The following is a 19,612-nucleotide window of genomic DNA, read 5'->3' on the forward strand; positions in this document are numbered from 1 at the left end:
GATTGGAGAGGGGTTGGGGGAGAGGTCAAAATACAATTTGAGTTCGACTTTTAAACCCTCTCTCAGTAGTAGGGTACATCAGATACAACATCTAACACTTCTACCTTGAACCTTTTTCTCTGATGCACCCGACAATTAAGATCAAACATCGATAAACCCTTAATTCGGCTTATAGTCAGCCGCGTGTTTTTCCATCATCGCCGCAATATCAGGATTATAAATCCGCAAATAATTCCAATAATTGCCAAACACAGACTTCACATAACCATAGGTTTCAGGATAGGGAATTTTTTCAGCAAAAGCATCCGCATCTTGAAAACCAAATCGCTCTAACCAACCCGAAACCGCATTCGGGCCAGCATTATAACTCGCCACCGCCAGTAACGAATTATTATTGTATTCTCGATGGGTAAAATCCAGATAATAAGTTCCCAAATTCACATTATCCTCGATATTTTCCAAGGAATAATTGGTGAGTTGAATCTGTTTTGCAACTTCTTCGCCCGTTTCCGGCATCACTTGCATTAAACCCGTTGCCCCCACTACCGATTTAATCCCAGGCATAAACCGAGATTCTTGACGAATTAAAGCCGTTACCAAAACCGTATTTAATTGACGTTCCTGTGACCAATTCACAATCGTTTCGAGATAAGGAAAAGGATACAACGCTTGCCAATATTCCGGCGTTTTCTTTAACTTCAAATACTTCTGACGTTCTTCAGGTTCATCGCGCTGACTCAAACTCGACAACATCCAAAGCGCCTCTAAATTATCCCCCACACCCAAACGCACCAAACCATCCGTATACTGTTCTTCAATAGAAGGCTGCATTCGGTTGGCAAATTCAACCTGCCAAAGTTTCCAAGCCTCTTGATGTTTTCCGAGTTGATAAAGTTCTTTCAACCCATCAGAACCCGCCATCAAAACCGGATGAGTTTCCGGATATTCAACATGAGGATTGAGCGGACGAACAGTGGTAAAATCTCCCACAGGCCAACCTAAATGTACAGCCGATCGCCAAGCATAATAAGAATCAGGATAACGCGCCAACAAATATTCAAACGCTTTTTTGGTGTCCTGAGAATTGCCAATTTGTTGCGCCCATTTCCCGATCCAAAATGTTGCTTCTGGGGCTAACTCACTATCCGGATTTTTCGTTGAAAGTTCCTTCGCCCATTTAGAAGCCTCTTTGATGTTTCCCGCTTTTGCATAGTCTTCCGCGAGTTTCCAGCGCAACTGCGCCGCAGGTTCCGACTCACTATGATCCTTTAACAACATTTGTCGAGCTTGAGACGCCGACTGTTTTGATTCCAGTTGATCGAGCAATTCTGCCTTATCATAGAGCGCTTCGGCACGATGAGCCGGAAAACGAGCGATCGCTTGATCGAGATATTTCACCGCATCTAGGCGATCGCTCAACCGAGCCAAACGAATTAACCCAAAACCCGCATCTTCACCGCCTGGATCTTGTTGATCAGGAAACGCTTGGATCAGTTGTTCATAGGCTTTGCGCGACTCGGGAATTTTATCATCCAGCCACAACCCCCGTGCATGACGGTAGAGGTTGCGAGGCGTGCGAGGAGCCTTTGCATAAGCTAATGCGCCCTTTCCATAATCCTGTTTTTCCCAATAGCCAAACGCGATCTTTTCCCAGTCTTCCGGCTTCAGTTGGCCGGTGTAGTTCTGAGCCAGCTTTTCTAAATAAGTCCCATAGTCCTTTAAGTAAATGCCATGTTCAGCGATAATTAATAAAAGCGGCAGTTGATTGGGATTTTCTTTTAGACGAGTTTGAGCAATTTCGACACTACGAGGATGAGCCGGAAATTCTGCGATCGCCCGATCCCAATATTCGGGGTTTTCTTTCCCCAAAACATACAACGCCTCAGCCGCAGTCGGATCTTTAGGAAAACGTTGTAACAAATCTTCCCAGGTTTGCTTGGCGTTTGCAGTATCGCCCATCTGTTCATAAGCTTGCGCCCGCTTCATTACAATTTGAGCGCCCAAAAGGGGATAATCTTGTTCAAGTCCTGCTAAAAGGGGAATGGCTTCTTCGGCTTGTTTTTGTTGGATCAGATCACTCGCCAGCAAAAAACGCGCCCGACTACGTTCAGTTGAGGGCTTAGAACTAGCAGCAATGTCTTTGAGTTCAACTTGGCGTTTTTCCGCAGATAAAGAGGCTAACATAATCACCCGCTCAGAGTCATTCGACTCTTGAACAGACACCTCACGAGACGGTAGAAATCGTTGTAACTGCGTGATCGGAAAAAAGATGCCAATCGCCAAAGCGACAGACGCAGCACCGAGAAGTAGGGCGAATTGAGTGATCCGTTGCTTAACCATAATACAATTTGCTCTGGGGTCAATGTTCAGGAATAGGTGAGGATTTATTAAAGATTTGAGGTCAAAACGTTCCGGTCAGTTTTCTGTACAGCCATGCAAAATTTAATACTTTTACCGTCTAAAATAGCCTAAACGGGATTAATTGACTCGACAGAGTATCCATCGTAAAGACATCGGCGGGTTAGGAATGGGAAAAACATCACGTCCCAACGCCCAATGTTCAAACCAGGGAGTCGGCGGCCATGCTTCGGCACTTAAATGAGTTCGTTCATATTCATACACCGACTCATCCGACAAAACCTGTAGGGGCAAACCCTGCATTCCCCAATTCAACTCAGAGCGAGTCAGCAGATAAGACCATTGCACTTGAGACATTTCTCGCACCTTTTCATCAGGTTCAAAGCCCTCAGCCGCGACAAACGTACTAAATAGTAGCAGCCCTCCAGGTTGAATAGCTTCGCACATCAATTTCAGTAGGGTTCGTACCTCTTCAAGTGCGCGGAAATGGGAAATGACTTCTGCTACAACTGCTAATTTATAATATTTTTGAGGTAATCTCAGAGCCGGATTGAGAATATTGCTTTGAACCACCCGCACAGGTAGATTTTCAGCTTTTACCCCATTGGCGATAATTTGAGCAAATTCGGGGGTGAGTTCCACCGCATCAACGGGATGTCCCAGTCGAGCCAAGGGTAAAGTATTACGCCCTACTCCTGCTCCTACGTCTAAAATTGGAGCGGTCGCCGCAGATCCCAATTGAGAAGCGATCGCCATCAGTTTAGCATCGGGATGAGAACCAAACAACGGCCCCTCACGACTCGTTAACCAACGTTGATATTTGTTTTCAATCGTTAGAATTTCTGTTGTTACCGTTAATTTTAGCCCTTGGGTGAGTCCATGCGTTGGCTCTGGTGGCTCATATTTAAAGACTAGACGAGCATGAGGTGAAGCGTTGTATCCTTCTGTGAGTTTCTTCTGAACAAGCTGACGCAAAGCCTGTATTTCGCTGGGTGTGAAATTTTGCCCTAACGCCACCAGCAAGCGGTGAAACTGTTCTACATACTCATCTAATAGTGCCGGTACACAGGGTAAAACGAGCTGTCCTTTGGCTGATGTGAGTCGCTTTACCTTCAGCAAAAGCGCGTTTTCTAATGGATCACTAACCGTTGTCGGCTTGTTCGCTACCACGAGTTCTATATCCTCAATCTCATCGGGGTTCCCATGATGCTAATGTACCTCATTGACCCGCCATTGGGTCAACTCGTTTCACAACTGGGGACAAAATTGGCGATCGCAAAACTTACGATAACACTTAAAAACCCGGTAACTTTCTCGAAACCGGGTTTTTTTCAAAAACAGGTTTATTTTGGGCGCAAGCAAGAGCGCCCCTACATTTTTTAACACCATGTACCGAGCAATATAAATATCAATATATGGTTCATTATATTAAACCATACTAATCTTTTTTATCTAAAAAAAAATTCAATATTTTCCGAAATCATCCTGACGCATTCTGTAGCTTACTTATAGAAAAATTCAAACAAAACTCTACCCCAACAGGTTACACAATGACTGCCTTAGAAAATCAGGTTAATGCTCTGCTAAATCTCATCTCTCAAGCAAATATCGTTGTAGATACAGCAGCAGTTCAACGTTCTCTACACAAAGCCACTTCTCCCCGATTTGAAATCGTTTTTGCAGGAACCTTTAGTGCGGGTAAATCTACCTTAATTAATACGTTGTTAGAGCGGAAATTGCTCTACAGTTCTCCAGGAGTTGCTACCGGAACTGTATGTTACGTTGAATATGCTAAAAAGCAAGATGACGAAAAAGCAGTTCTTCACTTCTTTAGCAAAACCGAAATTCGACAACAAATTTCCGAACTTTGCAAGATTTTAGGATTAGCAGACGGTGTAGACTTGGATGAACCCGCTAGCATTCAAAACCTACGAGACAAAGCCGAAAAAAAACTGAAAGAAGCAAAGGACAATAAAGATTTAAAACAAGAACAACAAGCAAAATTACTTCTACAGTTGCTTGATGGCTTTGTAGCGAACAAAGATAAAATTCAAAGTAATCCTCCTATCGAGCATATAACTTTAGAAGAAGCAAAGCATCATGTAAAATTTGAAAATGCAGCCGTTTTCAAGCAAATCAAATATTACTGTCACAATTCCTTACTAGAAAATGGAATTGTTATCGTAGACACTCCGGGGATAGATTCGCCTCTATTAATTCATGCTGAAATTGCCAAGAAGAAAATCACTCATCCCGATACTTCCGCAGTGGTTTGTGTATTGAAAGCCGCTATCAATGGAACGCTAACAGGAGAGGAAATTAAACTGATTGAACACATTCGCAATAGTCCCGGAGTACGCGATCGCATTTTCTATGTATTCAATCATATTGATGCGACATGGTACAACCCAGAACTTCATCGACTACTAGAAAGTGTAATTCATTCCGAGTTTCACAAAGAACGAGTTTATAAAACCAGTGCAATGTTAGGGTTTTATGGTTCTTTGCGTCTAAAAAAATCTGAATTTCAAGTACCAGATGAATTTAAGAGCGAGTTTAATCGATACTTTTTTCTAAAGGTTTCTCGCGTTGATTTTCCCATAACTCCAGCTATTGCTGCTGCTGACACTGACGACGAAAAGTTTAAAGCAATTATCGATGATCATGGTGATAATTTGCTGAATAAGTTAATTCAAGAAAGTGGAGTTGAAGAGTTTAAAAAGCAACTCAAGGATTATTTGATTAACAAACGTAAACCCGAACTCTTTCAAGCATTAGCAGAGGATCTTAAACCCATCTGTGATGAATTGATAAAACATTACTTTAACTCGAAGAATGCGTTAGCAGGTAAACCCGTTGATGTTGATACAATTAAAAAGGAAGCTTTAGAACAACTCAGCCAAGACTTATATCGAATTAGTCTAGATTTTTCTGAACATATTCGGGAACAACTCAATGAAGCTTTTGCGACGAACAATAACAATCGTTTAGAACGAGATTATCGTCAAATTCAGAGAAATATGCTGGATGAGCTTGACCGTTTGATCGCTAACTTTTCTGTTGAAGAAACGCATCAATTGGCGAGGAGAAGCCACGAAGAAAATGTCGTTGTTCCGGTGATGGCGATTTTGTCAGAAGCGTTTTACTATGTCACCAATGGACTGAAGAAAGTGTTAACTGAATCTTCTCAACAATTGGTGAATAATTTCTTCAATCAATTAACTCACAATGTCTCCAGTGCTGAATATTACAAACAGCTAGAAAAATTGTTGGGGAATGATGCGGGAATTCGTCAAAATCTCGATAAAGATTTGCGTGAAAAAGTCATTCATGCAATTACAAACGAAGCTCGAACCGAATGCGAACCCTATATCCGAGAAACTGCTTTATTTTACGCAGAAGGAACCGTTCCAGCTTTTCAACTCCGACAAACGCTATATGAAGCTTGTCAAAGCACAGATTTTCAAGGAATGTTAACTGCTGAACCTGCTGTTCGACAACTTTTGGAGATTGATTTTCGCAAAAAAGTTCATCACACCATTATGCACCGATTTCGGACTACTATCAATGACACCATTAACTCTCATCTTTTACCCGGTGCAGATCAACAAGTTGGAGTCATTATTGCTCAATTTCACCATGCTCATGCTTTGCTAGAACATAACATAGAAAAGGATGCTCACGCTAAACTGATAAAAATTAAAAAGGAGAAAGACGCAGTAGAAGCCAATATTGGCACTTATAATCAAGCTGTTGATAGCATTAATCAAGATTTACAGGTTAACGGTTGTACAGGGTTTCAACTCCCTAAAATTTAACCCGAATTAGACTCAAAAACCCGGTTTCTCTGAGAAACCGGGTTTTTTTCAACTCCCTAAAATTTAACCCATAGTAGGGTGCATCAGATAATTAATCTCTCGGTTTTACCACCCAAAAACCCGGTAACTTTCAAGAAACCGGGTTTTTATTTTTAATCGCTTTCAACCACACAAACAATCTTACCAACGGCTCGTCCGGTTTCGCTGTAATTGTGCGCTTCAATAATATCAGACAGCGCATAAACCCGATCAATCACTGACCGAATTTTACCCGCTTCTATCCAATCTCGCAACGCATCTAAATCTCTACGACTGGGTTGTGCTAATACTAATTTAGCGGATTTTTTACCCGAAAATAACCAAGTTTGAACGGAGGCGAGAATATTTTCAGGCGTGGGAAGCGTAGAAATATAAATTCCATCAGGTTGTAAAACGTTTTCACAGTTAGAAAAAATTTGTTTTCCAACAGCATCTAAAATAATGTCGTATTTTGTACTTTGTTGGGTAAAATCAACTTGAGTGTAGTCAATGACAATATCCGCCCCTAACTCTTTAACTCGTTCTAAATTGGCGGTGCTACACACTCCAGTCACTTCAGTTTCCATTACCTTTGCAATTTGTACGGCGTAGGTTCCCACACCACCTGAAGCACCGTTTATTAATACTTTTTGTCCGGGTCTAATTTGACCTAAATCAAATAAAGATTGTAGCGCTGTTAACCCCGCAATGGGAACGGCTGCTGCTTCTTCGTGAGTCATCGTTGAAGGTTTGAGGGCGGCGGAAGAAGCGGGAACGGCTGCATATTGGGCGCAAGCACCGCCAGAAACCGGGTTAAGAAAAGTGTAGACTTCATCTCCGGGCTGAAAGCGGGTGACTCCTTCTCCGACTTCTACCACAACGCCTGACAAGTCAGCACCAATTTTTTTAGGGAAGTTATAACCGGAAATGAGTTGTACGCTTCCCTGTCGTATTTTCCAGTCAACGGGGTTAATACTGGTGGCGGAGATTTTTACTAATAATTCATCCGATTTAATTTTGGGTGTGTCGATCTCTCGATATTCCAAAACATTCGCCGAACCATATTGATTGAAAATAACAGCTTTCATGTTAAGTCCTCAACTCTTGATAATCGGGAATAGGGAACAGTCTTGTCGGGGTGGGTTTTTACAGTTTAGCGTGAGCAGTTGACCGTGACAACTCACCCGTTTTTTTCAGTTATAGCAATCAGCAGGGAGCGTGTTTACAACTTCTTTTTCTTGGTGTTCTTGGTGTTCTTTGTGGTTAAATTAGGCTTGCTCCTGCTCAAGATACCAGCGATCACTGCTCTATCAGTTATCAAACAAACAGGTAGACAAACTGCCTACCTGAACCTAACCGTATCCAATTGTGTTTTTAAGCGTTACCCATTATAGATGGATGATACAATCACAACGGCATTATTCATCAAACTGTGTAGATTATCACCCAAAGCTGTAACAACCTGATGGGTAACAGGTAAGCTATCAATTACCATTCCTGTACAGAGCATCATCATGTACAGAATGGAATATTTAAACAGGGAACGAGCCACTTTTTGATCTTCGGGTGACTGCAACAACTGCCAAGCTTTTTTAATGAAAATTGCTCCTAAACCGACTGCGATCGCCGCGTAAACGATGCCACTGGTGTGTAAGGGATAAACGAGCATTAAGGTAAAGGGAACCATGATTAAACTGTAAACCCAGATTTGTTTGGCAGTGGGTTCATCTCCTGCAATAACGGGTAACATGGGAACGCCGACTTCTTTGTATTCATCTCGGATCATAATTGCCAACGCCCAGAAGTGAGGGGGTGTCCACAAAAAGATGATCAGAAATAGTAACCAAGCCGCCCAACTCAGATCGCCTGTGACAGCCGCCCAACCGACTAAAGGAGGAATAGCACCCGCAGCACCGCCAATGACGATATTTTGAACACTATTGCGCTTTAACCAATGGGTGTAGATGACGACATAGAAAGCAATACCCAACATTGCTAATACGGCTGCCAATAGGTTGGCAAATACAGTCAGTAAGGAGAAAGAGATAACCGCTAGAGCGATCGCAAAGAATAAAGCATGACGGGGTTTGACTCGTCCAGAGGGAATAGGCCGCCAGCGCGTCCGTTCCATGATATAGTCGATGTCGCTGTCATAGATACAGTTAATCGTGTTTGCTGAACCTGAAGCCAAGGCGCCGCTTACGAGGGTAATGACGAGTAAGAGGGGATCAACTTCTCCTTTAGCGGCTAACCACATTCCGGCGGATGTTGTAATCAGAAGTAAGAGAATGATTCTGGGCTTTGTGAGTTGATAGTAACTCTGAACAACCTGTATGAAATTTTCATGGCGTCGAGTTGCACTGTTACTGATAATTTCTTGCATTGATTTTCTCGGGTGAAATGTTTTTCGATGGGGAGTCACTCAATCATTTGTAGAGAGGTTGCCAACAACATCTGTACATCAGAATTGAGAAATGAGGTCTGAGTAACAATTAGGAATTTAGATTTACAAATTGCTAGAAGGGATTAGGGTATGGGTTGTTTTTTGACTGTGGCGATCGCGAAATGCCAGAACAGTAAAAGCAATCAGTATTCCCAGCAATGTAGCTGCAATGGCTTGATGAGTTACTGTTAAAGGTTCAACTTGCAAGTGCAAGCGGAAGGTTGCAACTCCCACAGCGATCTGAGCTATTACACAAATACCAGCCCAGTTCGCTAAGTTTCGTAGCATGGGATGCAAAGCGGAAGTTCGCCACGCTAAAATCACCAAAATTACTGTTGCTAAAGTGGGAGGAACAACGCCTGCAATATGGCTATTCATTACCGTACAAAGTTGGGCGCCGCCGAAACATTGGTGTAATGCCCATTGAGATGCTACTAAGCCGCCAATCAAACTTTGAAGATAAACTAATATTGCTGCGGTTAAGCCAACCCAAGGGAGTTTTCCGACATTGCCTGTGCCTTTGTAGGGCATCATCGAACAGCCGATCACTAACAAAGTGGTGAAGAATAACAGGGCGGTTCCTAAGTGAGCGGTGACAATATCAAACCGCAACAGTTGAGTAACCGTTAAGCCACCCAAAATCCCTTGAAAGACAATTAAGCCTAAAGCAAAGGTTGCCGCGATCGGCAGCCATTTAGGGAGTTCTCGTCGATACCACCAGGATAAACCACTCAGGGCGAGCGCTCCGAAGCCAATTAATGCAGCATCTAGACGATGAAACCATTCTAGAAACACTTGCAGGTTCATTTGAGCAGTCGGCACTAATTTACCGTAACATAAGGGCCAGTCCGGGCAAGCTAGCCCTGCGTTCATTACCCGTGTTGCACTGCCAATTGCCATTAAAATTAAAGTGGCAATACTGAGTTTCCATACTAAACGACGGATTCGATCTGGGGGCTGAATTTCGCTCGAAATACTTGTGTTCTGAAAGACCGTATTAGCCATGAATTCTGTCTATGCTTGAATTAACAATGAATGTTTTGGGTTGAGCAACAAAATCGGTTTTGTTGCTGACAAAACTCCTCTGAGGACTTTTTAGGTTAACGAATTGATTTTGCTATTTTTCTGTTCTTGTTCCCCATCGATTCACCGATCCAAATCCAATCTCGAGTCTTGATTCACGATTCTACTGATCTACCATAGCGACACTATCGGCAGATGAACAAAGTTTTACAAAGTTTTCGGATTTCATTGGCTTGTTAAGTTATATGAAGTGTCCTCTAAAAGTTTTTCAGGAAAATGTTAATTTGAATTCAGAAAACCAATTGGGTTTGTATTATCACCGAGCCTCGTGATTCAGGTGAGGCGGAATCCTAAAGAAAAGTCGAAGAATCCGTTAAAAAGACAGCTTGTCTTGGTTATCTGCGATACCTTATGAAGTGAGGTTTAGGGTTAAAAATTGAACAGATTTTGCTATTGATTGCATTCTTGTCATTCCGATTTCCCCGATCGCGCCCTCATCTAAAATCATTATTCACAGTCAGCACAATTGCATCGCAGATCTCTGGTTCACCAAACATTGGGAGTGCGAAACTCAGGAGGTATCAAAGTGAACATTCCCGGTTCAATTTTAACCATGCTGTTTGGGATCGTCATAACGCTCCTCAGCCTCTGGTACGGTCAAAATAACGGTCTGATGCCTGTAGCGGCATCCGCAGAAGCCACAGATGTCGATAGCTTATTTCAACTCATGCTAACGATATCTTTCGGCCTCACCTTGCTGGTACAGGGGGTTCTGGTCATTGCATTTTTTAGATTTCGTCGTCGTCCTGGCGATAACAGCGATGGGCCGCCGATTCATGGCAACCTGTCGTTAGAAATTCTCTGGACTGCCATTCCTGCTTTTACGGTGTTAGCTGTCGGCATTTACAGCTTCGAGATCTATAACTCAATGGGTGGACTCGATCCAATGGTATCCGGTCAACATTCGATGGCTGCTCACGCTAGAATGCACGGATCAGCGATCGCCGCTCCCCTACCCGGAGAGGAAAATTCAACCCCCCAAGCCAATCAAATTGCTTTAGGCATTGGGGCGCGTCCCGATGACATGGGTCAAACCGCCGATGTTGTCGTTGATGTTTCCGGCATTCAATATGCTTGGTTATTCAACTACGCTGATAGCGGGGTGATGGCAGGTGAACTGCACGTTCCTGTGGGTCAAGATGTCCAGCTTAACATCGCCGCCCAAGATGTGATTCACGCTTTCTGGCTACCGGAACTGCGTCTCAAGCAAGATGCGATCCCCGGTATGAACACCGAACTCCGGTTTACTACAACGAAAGTGGGAACCTATGCGATCGTCTGTGCGGAACTCTGTGGCGGCTATCACGGCGCGATGAGAACGCAAATGATAGTTCAGACGCCAGAAGAATATCAAGCTTGGCTTCAGGAAAATGCTGTTGCTCAAAATCCGAACTTAGAGCAAACCTTAGCCGTGAAGCCTTCAGAACTCTCTGATCCAGAGTTTCTCGCCCCCTATGCGGAAGAAATGGGTGTAAACGAGGAACTCCTAGCCCAGATCCAGACAGAAGTTCTTCCCCACTAAACCGTTTTACAGTGACCAGTGTTGACTGTTCACTATTTCCTGACTCCTGTACGGGTAATTGATGAATTACCCCTACTGAACTTCTGAACTTCTTTCATTTTCTTTTGCTATGACACAAGCACAGTTAGATGTAACCGCTAATCTTCCTGAACCTCACCGCCATCAGGAAAGACACTGGCGAGACTTCTTCGGTTTCAGTACCGATCACAAAGTAATTGGCATTCAATATCTGGTCACCGCTTTCGGCTTCTTTTTAATCGGAGGCTTGATGGCGGGTGTCATTCGCACAGAACTCGCCACCCCCGACCCGGACTTCGTAACCCCGGAAATGTACAACAGCCTGTTCACCCTGCACGGAACGATCATGATCTTCCTGTGGATTGTGCCTGCGGGTGCGGGTTTTGCCAACTATCTGATCCCCCTAATGATTGGGGCGAAAGATATGGCGTTTCCCAGACTCAACGCTGTGGCTTTTTGGCTGGTTCCCCCTTCAGGAATCTTGCTGCTGGTGAGTTTATTGATTGAACACGCCCCCCAAGCGGGTTGGACGGCTTACCCGCCTTTGAGTTTGGTCTCGGGTAAAATCGGCCAAGAACTCTGGATCATGAGTGTTCTACTGGCTGGAACCGCTTCGATCTTGGGTGGGCTGAATTTTTCGATCACCATCTTCAAAATGCGGATTCCCAGCATGGGCCTATACGATATGCCCCTGATGTGCTGGGCGATGATCGCAGTTTCCGCATTAATCTTACTCTCGACTCCTGTCCTTGCAGGCGCGTTGGTGCTGCTGTCGTTTGACTTACTGGCTGGGACGAACTTCTTTAACCCAGCAGGAGGAGGCGACCCAGTTGTTTACCAACATTTATTCTGGTTTTATTCTCATCCGGCGGTTTACATCATGGTTCTGCCCTTCTTTGGGGTGATCTCCGATGTGATTCCGGTTCATGCGCGTAAGCCAATTTTTGGTTATCATGCGATCGCATTTTCCAGTCTAGCAATTAGCTTCTTGGGGTTAATCGTTTGGGCGCACCATATGTTCACCAGTGGAACTCCCGGTTGGTTGCGGATGTTCTTTATGATCGCCACGATGATCATCGCCGTTCCCACTGGAATTAAGGTGTTTGGTTGGCTAGCGACGATTTGGGGCGGTAAACTGCGCCTCAACAGTGCCATGCTGTTCGCGATGGGTTTCCTGTCTACCTTCGTAATTGCTGGGGTAGCGGGGATTATGTTAGCTTCTGTACCTTTTGATATTCACGTTCACGACAGTTACTTTGTAGTGGCTCACTTCCACTATGTTCTGTTTGGGGGTGCAGTATTTGCCATCTATTCGGGAATTTATCATTGGTTCCCGAAAATGGTGGGACGGATGCTCAACGAACCTTTGGGTATTGTTCACTTTGTCTTGACGTTCATTGGTACGACGTTAACCTTCTTACCGATGCACTATCTGGGGTTACAGGGAATGCCCCGTCGGGTTGCCATGTATGACCCGAAATATGCGGATATCAATATGATCTGTTCTATCGGGACTATCATTTTAACGATTTCTACAATTCCTTTCTTGATTAATGCCATTTGGAGTTGGTTCAAAGGCCCCTTAGCGCCCGATAATCCTTGGGATGGACTGACTCTTGAATGGATGACGTCTTCTCCTCCCCCCATTGAGAACTTTGAAGGTACACCTGTCCTCAGAACAGGCCCCTACGACTATGGCATGAAGAAAACTCTAGCCATTCGTGAACGCTTACAAATGGCGGCTAATGGCTCAACTCGGGGTAAACAAGAGGGCATTCCGCTATCGGAAGCGAAATCTTCTTCGTTGTTGGATGAGTAAACTCCGCTCAACGCAAGCACTGTTTGTATCGATGATGCTGAGGGCGGGTTTGTATTAGGTTATTTGTGACAGACAGACATCTGTGCGGAACCCGCCCCTACATTCACTGGTCACTGGTCACTGTTAACTGATAACTGTAAAGACTGGTGATATGTACTCCTATTTGTCGTAGAGATTCATGCAAGGTTCAACGATTAACAACACCAAAACCGCTATGGGCTATCAAGCCCAAGAAATACCTGCTCATGGCGAACACCATGAAGAACATCCTGATTTGCGTCTATTGGGCGTGATTGTGTTCCTGGTGGGTGAGAGTATGATTTTCATGGGGTTATTTTCTGCCTATCTGATTTTTAGGGGAGAAGCAACGGTTTGGCCCCCTGATGGTATCGAACGGGAACTCTTACTTCCGGGTATTAATACCCTGATTCTGATTACGAGTAGCTTTGTGATGAATAAAGGCACGGCTGCTATCAAGAAAAATGATCAGGCGGGTTTGAGAACTTGGTACATCATCACTGCTCTAATGGGTGCTGCTTTCCTGGCTGGTCAGATTTTTGAATACAGTAATTTGGAATTTGGCTTGACGACGAATGTATATGCCAGTTCCTTTTATGTGTTAACTGGATTTCACGGAATGCACGTGACCTTCGGAGTGCTGTTAATTTTAGGGGTTCTGTTTCGGGGTCGCAAAGCGGGTCACTACACGAGTGAGTCTCACTTTGGCCCGGAAGCGGCAGAGATTTATTGGCACTTTGTTGATGTTATCTGGATTGTGCTATTTCTGTTGCTGTACATTCTCTAAATCCTGAATTCGCTTTTGTTCATTTTCCTTAGCCCCATCAGGGGTTTTTTTATTTCTCTTTTTTTGGGTAGACCTCAAAAACCGGGTTTCTTTGAGAAACCGGGTTTTTTACCTCAATGTCGGCGTGAGGCCTCCCGCTATAACCGAGGCGGATTTATCGAGGCGCAGCCGAGTACCGCCAATGGTTTAGCGGTGAGATGAATGCCGACTATCTAATAATTGAGCGGTAGCGAATCCTTGTTATTATACCCATGTTTGTGCTGGGTAAAATATGATATTATTCTACCATGTGTGCGAAACGTTCCTGTCAAAGTTTAGGGACAAAACCCGAAACGTAAACAGGGAAAAAAGGTTTTTAACCAATTAAAACCTTTTTTTAACTTTGAAAATGTGACCTTAAAGGAAGGTCAACCCCGGAGTCAATGGTACGGATTACTGAACCTCAATAGGTAGAGTATTCCAATCCCAAAGGGGTAAGGCAATTCCCACAGTGTCAGACTGATTATCAAAACACTGAAGCTGGGAATAACGGGAAACCGGATATAAGTCAAATATCTAAGTAGTTCTCTAGCCAATTGCCCAAGAATAACGAAAGTGAACATCCGGCTTGAACCGTCGTAAGAATTAAGCAGCGAAATGACTTGTTACGCTGCGTTCAAAAGAACAAAGGGAAAAGGTAGGGGGATACATGGACTCTCTATAAAAGATAAGGATGTTGGTTCTTAACTTATCAAGACTCCCAAAAGTACCTCGGCGGAAAGGATGATTCTAAAGGCAACAAAACCCATTTTCAAGGAACGTTAAAACCCCTCATATACCCCTACAGAGGTCGAATACTGTTAGGTAGCCACAAATCTAAGGCGGATGTTATGAGGGTGAGAGATGGAGTCAGAAGCCAAAGCCTAAATGTAATGTATAGGATACGCTGATAGATTCCGGTTTAGTTGTTAGGTAAGGTTTCAATTAGCAGTTAAAACGGTGAAAACGAGTATAACCAAGACTACGACTACATGGAATTCTATCAATTGGGCGAAAGTTCAACGGGTAGTATTTAAGCTGCAAAAGAGAATTTACCAGGCATCATTATCGGGACAAAATGCGAAAGCTCGGAAGCTCCAAAAACTTCTAGTCAAGTCATATTACGCCAAACTCTTAGCGATTAGAAAGGTAACTCAGGATAATCTTGGCAAAAAAACAGCCGGGGTTGATGGAATTAAATCTATTACACCTAAACAACGGTTAGAACTAGCCCAAAACCTGAGTAAATACCAAAAGGCAAAACCACTCCGAAGGAAATGGATACCCAAGCCCAACGGAGAAAAACGTCCTCTAGGAATCCCAACTATACAAGATAGAGTAAGGCAAGCCTTGGTGAAATCTGCGTTAGAACCACAATGGGAAGCCAGATTCGAGGGCGAAAGCTACGGATTTAGACCCGGACGTTCAGCCCATGACGCAATGTCACGAATCTTCCAAAGTATCAATAAAGATGAATATTACATCCTAGATGCTGACATCTCAAAATGCTTTGACCAGATTAACCATGAACACCTACTGTCCAAAATTGATTGTCCATCAACAATAAAAGCCCAAATCAAACAATGGTTAAAAGCTGGAGTGATGGACAACGGCATATTTGAAGCAACAGAGGCAGGCACCCCACAAGGAGGAGTCATTAGCCCCTTACTTGCTAACATCGCACTGGATGGAATGATTAGGTTTGTTGAAAAATGCTACCCAAAAGGAACAAACAACAACAAGAACTACGCAAAAATCATTAGATATGCCGATGACTTCGTGGTAATTAGCCCACAATTAGAAGTTATTCAACAGTGCCAAGTTGTCATAGAAGAATGGTTAAAACCTATCGGGTTAGAACTGAAACCAGCCAAAACCCGTATATGCCACACACTAAGAGAAATCAAAGTAAATGGCTTAAAAGTCAAACCAGGATTCGACTTTCTAGGTTGGAACTTTAGACAACACTCAGTGGGTAAACACCACTCAGGAAAAACAGGTGGAAAGAACTCAAAATTAATAGGGTTCAAAACCATAATAAAACCTAGTAAGAAGGCAATTAAAGCTCACTCGGATAAGGTGAAAGAAGTGATTAAAACCCACAAAACTGCACCCCAATACGCACTAATCAAACGCCTAAACCCAGTCATAAGAGGATGGTGTAACTACCATTCCAAAGCTGTTTCTAAGGAAACATTCTCCTCTTTAGACCATATTACATGGCAAAGGTTAAGAGCATGGACAGTTAGCAGAAGCGGTAAAGCAAGTTACAAAAAACTGAAACATTATTTCAGAAGAAACGGGAACAAAGCATGGAGTTTTGAAACCAAAGATGGCTTTAAATTAACCACCCATGCAGAAACACCTATCACCCGTCATGTAACCGTAAGACCTGAAGCATCACCTTATGACGGAAACTGGACTTATTGGAGTGCAAGAAAAGGAACATCTTATGATGTACCTAAACGAGTAGCAACACTGCTTAAAAAGCAGAAAGGCAAATGTAACTTCTGTGGACAATATTTTAGCCCAGAAGATATTGTAGAAATCGACCATATTCTTCCCACAAGTTTAGGCGGGAAAAACGAATATAAGAACCTACAATTACTACATCGCCACTGTCACGATACTAAAACGGCAACCGATGGGTCTTACAACTCAAAAGAAACCGGATGTTCTGACGATAACAGTCAACTAGACTAGGAGCCGTGTGCGGTGAAAGTCGCAAGCACGGTTCTGAATGGGAGTCGGGGGTTGTAAAGCCCCCCTCGACCCCTAATTAGTAATTGAAGCCAAGCTCAAAGGAACCCAGTCGCAGTACAGTAAATTGGATGAAGCAATCCGCACAGGACAATTCATCCGTAACACCTGTTTGCGTTATTGGGAAGATAACAAGGGGGTCACTCGTAACGACCTCCAAAAGCTTTGCTCGGTACTAGCTAAGAACAAGGAAACCCCTTGGACGAAGAAGCTAAACTCTCAAGCTAGGCAGGCTCACGCTGATAGGGCGTGGTCTGCCATTCAACGTTTTTATGAGAACTGTAGATTGGGTAAACCCGGAAAAAAAGGCTATCCAAAGTACAAAAAGTTTGGTCGTTCCGTCGAGTACAAAAACAGTGGTTGGAAGCTATCTGCTGATAGAAGACAGATAACTTTCACTGACGGCTTTAACGCTGGAACGATGGATTTATGGAGTTCTAGAGATTTGATCTGGTATTCAGAAAAGCAAATCTCTAGAGTTCGAGTCATAAGACGTGCTGACGGCTACCATGCTCAGTTCTTAGTGAGTTGGGATAGACGAGAGGAGCATGAGTTTCAAGGGAAAATGACGGGAATTGACTTAGGCCTTAAAGAGTTCTATACCGATTCCGATGGAAATACTATAGAAAACCCTCGCTATTTGCGGAAGTCCGAACGAAGACTAAAGATGCTTCAACGTCGGGTTTCTAAAAAGCATAGCAAAGGAAAGAAACAGTCAAATAGATACCATAAGGCACGCAAGGCTTTAGCTAAACAGCATCTTAAAGTCAGTAGACAGCGTGAAGACAAAGCTCGAAAAGATGCTTTGGCGCTAGTTAAGTCTAACGATTTAATTGTCTACGAAGATTTAAAGATACGAAACATGATAAAAAATCATCACCTATCTAAATCGATAAGTGATGCTAGTTGGTATCAATTCACGCAATGGCTTCAATATTTTGCCAAGGTTTATGGTGTCATAGTTATTGCCGTACCGCCTCACAATACAACGGTTGATTGTTCGAGTTGTGGGGCGCAGGTGAAGAAAACGCTTAGTACCAGGACTCACAAATGCAGTAGTTGTGGAACGATTTTAGACCGTGACCACAACGCCGCGAAAAACATCTTGGCAAAGGGATTTAAGTTATTAGCCGAATATTTAAACAGTACCGTAGGGCATACGGAATCTGGAGCCAAAAGCTGGAAAGCGCAGGGAGAAACTGACCTCTGGCTCAAGAACGGAGACGCTCTTGCTCTAAGTCGGCTCGATGAACTGCGAACCAAGAACTCTTGGGAATCCCCCGCTATATTGCGTAGCAATTAGCGGCGGGAGGATGTCAATGATCAGTTGTAATCCTTAGCCCCAGATGGGGTTTTTTTATTTCTCATTTTTTGGGTAGTTGGATTTACCCCCAGATGCAAAAATTCCTCGCTAGGGTGAGAAAGCAAGATCCTCTTAAACGGGTGAGAGTTCGTTCCTGAGACGGCAATCAAACGATATTAGAGGAATGGGGGAATGGCGATCGCCACTTTGGGAATTGATTTGTACAAAGCAACGGTATAAACTGAATCATTACCCCAACCCATCAATACAGAGTATCCAGCATTTCCCCTATGCTGAAGTACAGATTACAATGAATCAAAATTTACTCAAACGGGCGATTAACCCAGACCAAGTTTTTGAGAAACTGCTGCAAATTGCACTCAATCAGGGAGCAAATGCTAATCATTTAGCGTTTTTAGATCGAGGAATTGAAAACTCTCCCTATCGAGATGAAATTGATCGCTACTCGACATACCTCAAGCAAAAATCTATGATGTTTCGCCCTTATCCTAAACTTGGGCAAATTCCAGATATTGATCCGGACGCCTTAGACTTCCTACATGAAGATATCAAAGAAGCTTGTGTTTGTATCGGTCGTTGGAATCAGGGACAACTACAAACATTATGGGCGGGGAAAAATCATCTCGAAAAAGCTCAGTTTTGGAGTTCCACTAAGATTATACCTGCTTTAAATGTGTTGAGTCAAGTCAATTCTAAGTTTCCCGGTTCTGCTGTGGAAAATTGGCGGATTCAAAATCCTGAAGATGAACTTCAAAGCGCGAGTTTTGAAGCGATTGTAGAAGATATTGTCAGCTATGAAAAGCAGATTGATAGTTCTAATGCTTTATCGGCAATGTTGAAACGATTTGAAACGAGGGAAAAACTTGAGAAATGGTTGCAGACGATTACGGGCAATTATGATTTAGAGTTTCGGGGTAATTATGGTGAAGATCCCTGGATTATGAATCCTGAATTGGTAGATAGCCAAAACAAAGAGGTTTTACTTCGGGCTGTTTCTGATGAGGCTACGGGAGAAAATTTGGTTTCTGCTTATGATTTGACTCGGATTATTTCGATGATTGGATGGCATTATCATCTAGAATCAGATGCTCAATTTCCTCATGTGAATTGGAAGAGTCTTCAACCGATTATTAAGGGATTGGGTAAAGATACGGCTCGATTTGTTGATGTAGCGTTGGAGATGTTGGGATTAGAAAATAAGATTCGTTTTCCTGTGATTCTTTCTAAGTTGGGTCACGGGCCAAGTTCAAAAAGACAAACCATTGAAACGACTTATATGGCTTTGGTACAGTTTGTTGATCCTTTACCAAAATTAACAGGAAATTCAGCCAAATTGCGCTCTGTTGCGATGACGTTACGAGGCGTTATTCCGATTCAAGATATGGAAAATTTTGATGATGAGTCCATCCGACTCGATGCGCGAATGGCAGCAGAAGTCACTGAAATTTTGCGTCGAGTGATCACCGAAGAATTAGATGAAGTTGCTTAAGAGGCTGATGGATCGCTGAGTCGAGTGGCGATTGTCATTTAGGACAAGTTACAATAGATAAACTAGGTTAGACCTGTTTACAGCATGATTATCGGCAAATCGGTTCTGTTGTTTTGCCTATTATTTGCAAAGCTGAT

13 protein-coding genes are annotated in these 19,612 nt (G+C 43.3%); 8 read left to right on the top strand and 5 right to left on the bottom strand.

Features of this window, described 5'->3' with window-relative positions; translation table 11 throughout:
• Positions 1-159: 159 nt before the first annotated feature.
• Both WN50_RS14435 and WN50_RS14440 read right to left on the bottom strand, forming a co-directional pair.
• The gene (locus tag WN50_RS14435; protein ID WP_046278565.1) at positions 160-2,340 is read right to left on the bottom strand and encodes a lytic transglycosylase domain-containing protein; all 2,181 of its coding nucleotides are present in this window, start codon (positions 2,338-2,340) and stop codon (positions 160-162) included.
• Positions 2,341-2,478: 138 nt separating this feature from the next.
• The gene (locus tag WN50_RS14440; RefSeq protein ID WP_046278566.1) at positions 2,479-3,528 is read right to left on the bottom strand and encodes a class I SAM-dependent methyltransferase; all 1,050 of its coding nucleotides are present in this window, start codon (positions 3,526-3,528) and stop codon (positions 2,479-2,481) included.
• Between the two features lie 380 nt (positions 3,529-3,908).
• Between WN50_RS14440 and WN50_RS14445 the strand changes: the two genes are divergently transcribed.
• Positions 3,909-6,176, top strand: coding sequence for a dynamin family protein (locus WN50_RS14445; RefSeq protein ID WP_046278567.1), 2,268 nt, complete (start codon positions 3,909-3,911; stop codon positions 6,174-6,176).
• Positions 6,177-6,328: 152 nt separating this feature from the next.
• Here the strand turns inward: WN50_RS14445 and WN50_RS14450 are convergent, their stop codons facing one another.
• The 3 genes from WN50_RS14450 to WN50_RS14460 form a co-directional block, all read right to left on the bottom strand.
• Entirely contained in the window at positions 6,329-7,282 is a 954-nt protein-coding gene (locus tag WN50_RS14450; protein ID WP_046278568.1) for an NAD(P)-dependent alcohol dehydrogenase, read from the bottom strand.
• Between the two features lie 293 nt (positions 7,283-7,575).
• Positions 7,576-8,577: a heme o synthase gene (locus WN50_RS14455; RefSeq protein ID WP_046278569.1), complete on the bottom strand. Its 1,002-nt coding sequence runs from the start codon at positions 8,575-8,577 to the stop codon at positions 7,576-7,578.
• Between the two features lie 123 nt (positions 8,578-8,700).
• The gene (locus WN50_RS14460) at positions 8,701-9,642 is read right to left on the bottom strand and encodes a COX15/CtaA family protein (protein WP_046278570.1); all 942 of its coding nucleotides are present in this window, start codon (positions 9,640-9,642) and stop codon (positions 8,701-8,703) included.
• Between the two features lie 631 nt (positions 9,643-10,273).
• On the opposite strand from WN50_RS14460, the gene WN50_RS14465 reads away from it, so the two are divergent.
• The 7 genes from WN50_RS14465 to WN50_RS14490 all read left to right on the top strand — a co-directional run bounded on the left by WN50_RS14465 (position 10,274) and on the right by WN50_RS14490 (position 19,475).
• A complete protein-coding gene (locus tag WN50_RS14465; protein ID WP_200906284.1) occupies positions 10,274-11,242 on the top strand; it encodes a cytochrome c oxidase subunit II in 969 nt (322 codons plus the stop codon).
• 109 nt (positions 11,243-11,351) lie between these two features.
• Complete coding sequence (ctaD, locus tag WN50_RS14470) at positions 11,352-13,079, top strand: cytochrome c oxidase subunit I (RefSeq protein WP_046278572.1); 1,728 nt, start codon at positions 11,352-11,354, stop codon at positions 13,077-13,079.
• Positions 13,080-13,257: 178 nt separating this feature from the next.
• Positions 13,258-13,884 (top strand): cytochrome c oxidase subunit 3, encoded by a 627-nt coding sequence (locus WN50_RS14475; RefSeq protein ID WP_046278573.1) that lies wholly within the window; start codon positions 13,258-13,260, stop codon positions 13,882-13,884.
• Between the two features lie 63 nt (positions 13,885-13,947).
• Positions 13,948-14,085, top strand: a complete 138-nt coding sequence (locus WN50_RS34665) for a hypothetical protein (RefSeq protein WP_160315388.1) — start codon at positions 13,948-13,950, stop codon at positions 14,083-14,085.
• A gap of 777 nt (positions 14,086-14,862) precedes the next feature.
• Positions 14,863-16,605, top strand: a complete 1,743-nt coding sequence (ltrA, locus tag WN50_RS14480) for a group II intron reverse transcriptase/maturase (protein WP_046278574.1) — start codon at positions 14,863-14,865, stop codon at positions 16,603-16,605.
• A gap of 124 nt (positions 16,606-16,729) precedes the next feature.
• Complete coding sequence (locus WN50_RS14485; RefSeq protein WP_342586755.1) at positions 16,730-17,965, top strand: RNA-guided endonuclease InsQ/TnpB family protein; 1,236 nt, start codon at positions 16,730-16,732, stop codon at positions 17,963-17,965.
• 310 nt (positions 17,966-18,275) lie between these two features.
• A complete protein-coding gene (locus WN50_RS14490; protein ID WP_046278576.1) occupies positions 18,276-19,475 on the top strand; it encodes a hypothetical protein in 1,200 nt (399 codons plus the stop codon).
• The last annotated feature ends 137 nt before the right edge of the window (positions 19,476-19,612 follow it).

This window comes from Limnoraphis robusta CS-951, assembly GCF_000972705.2.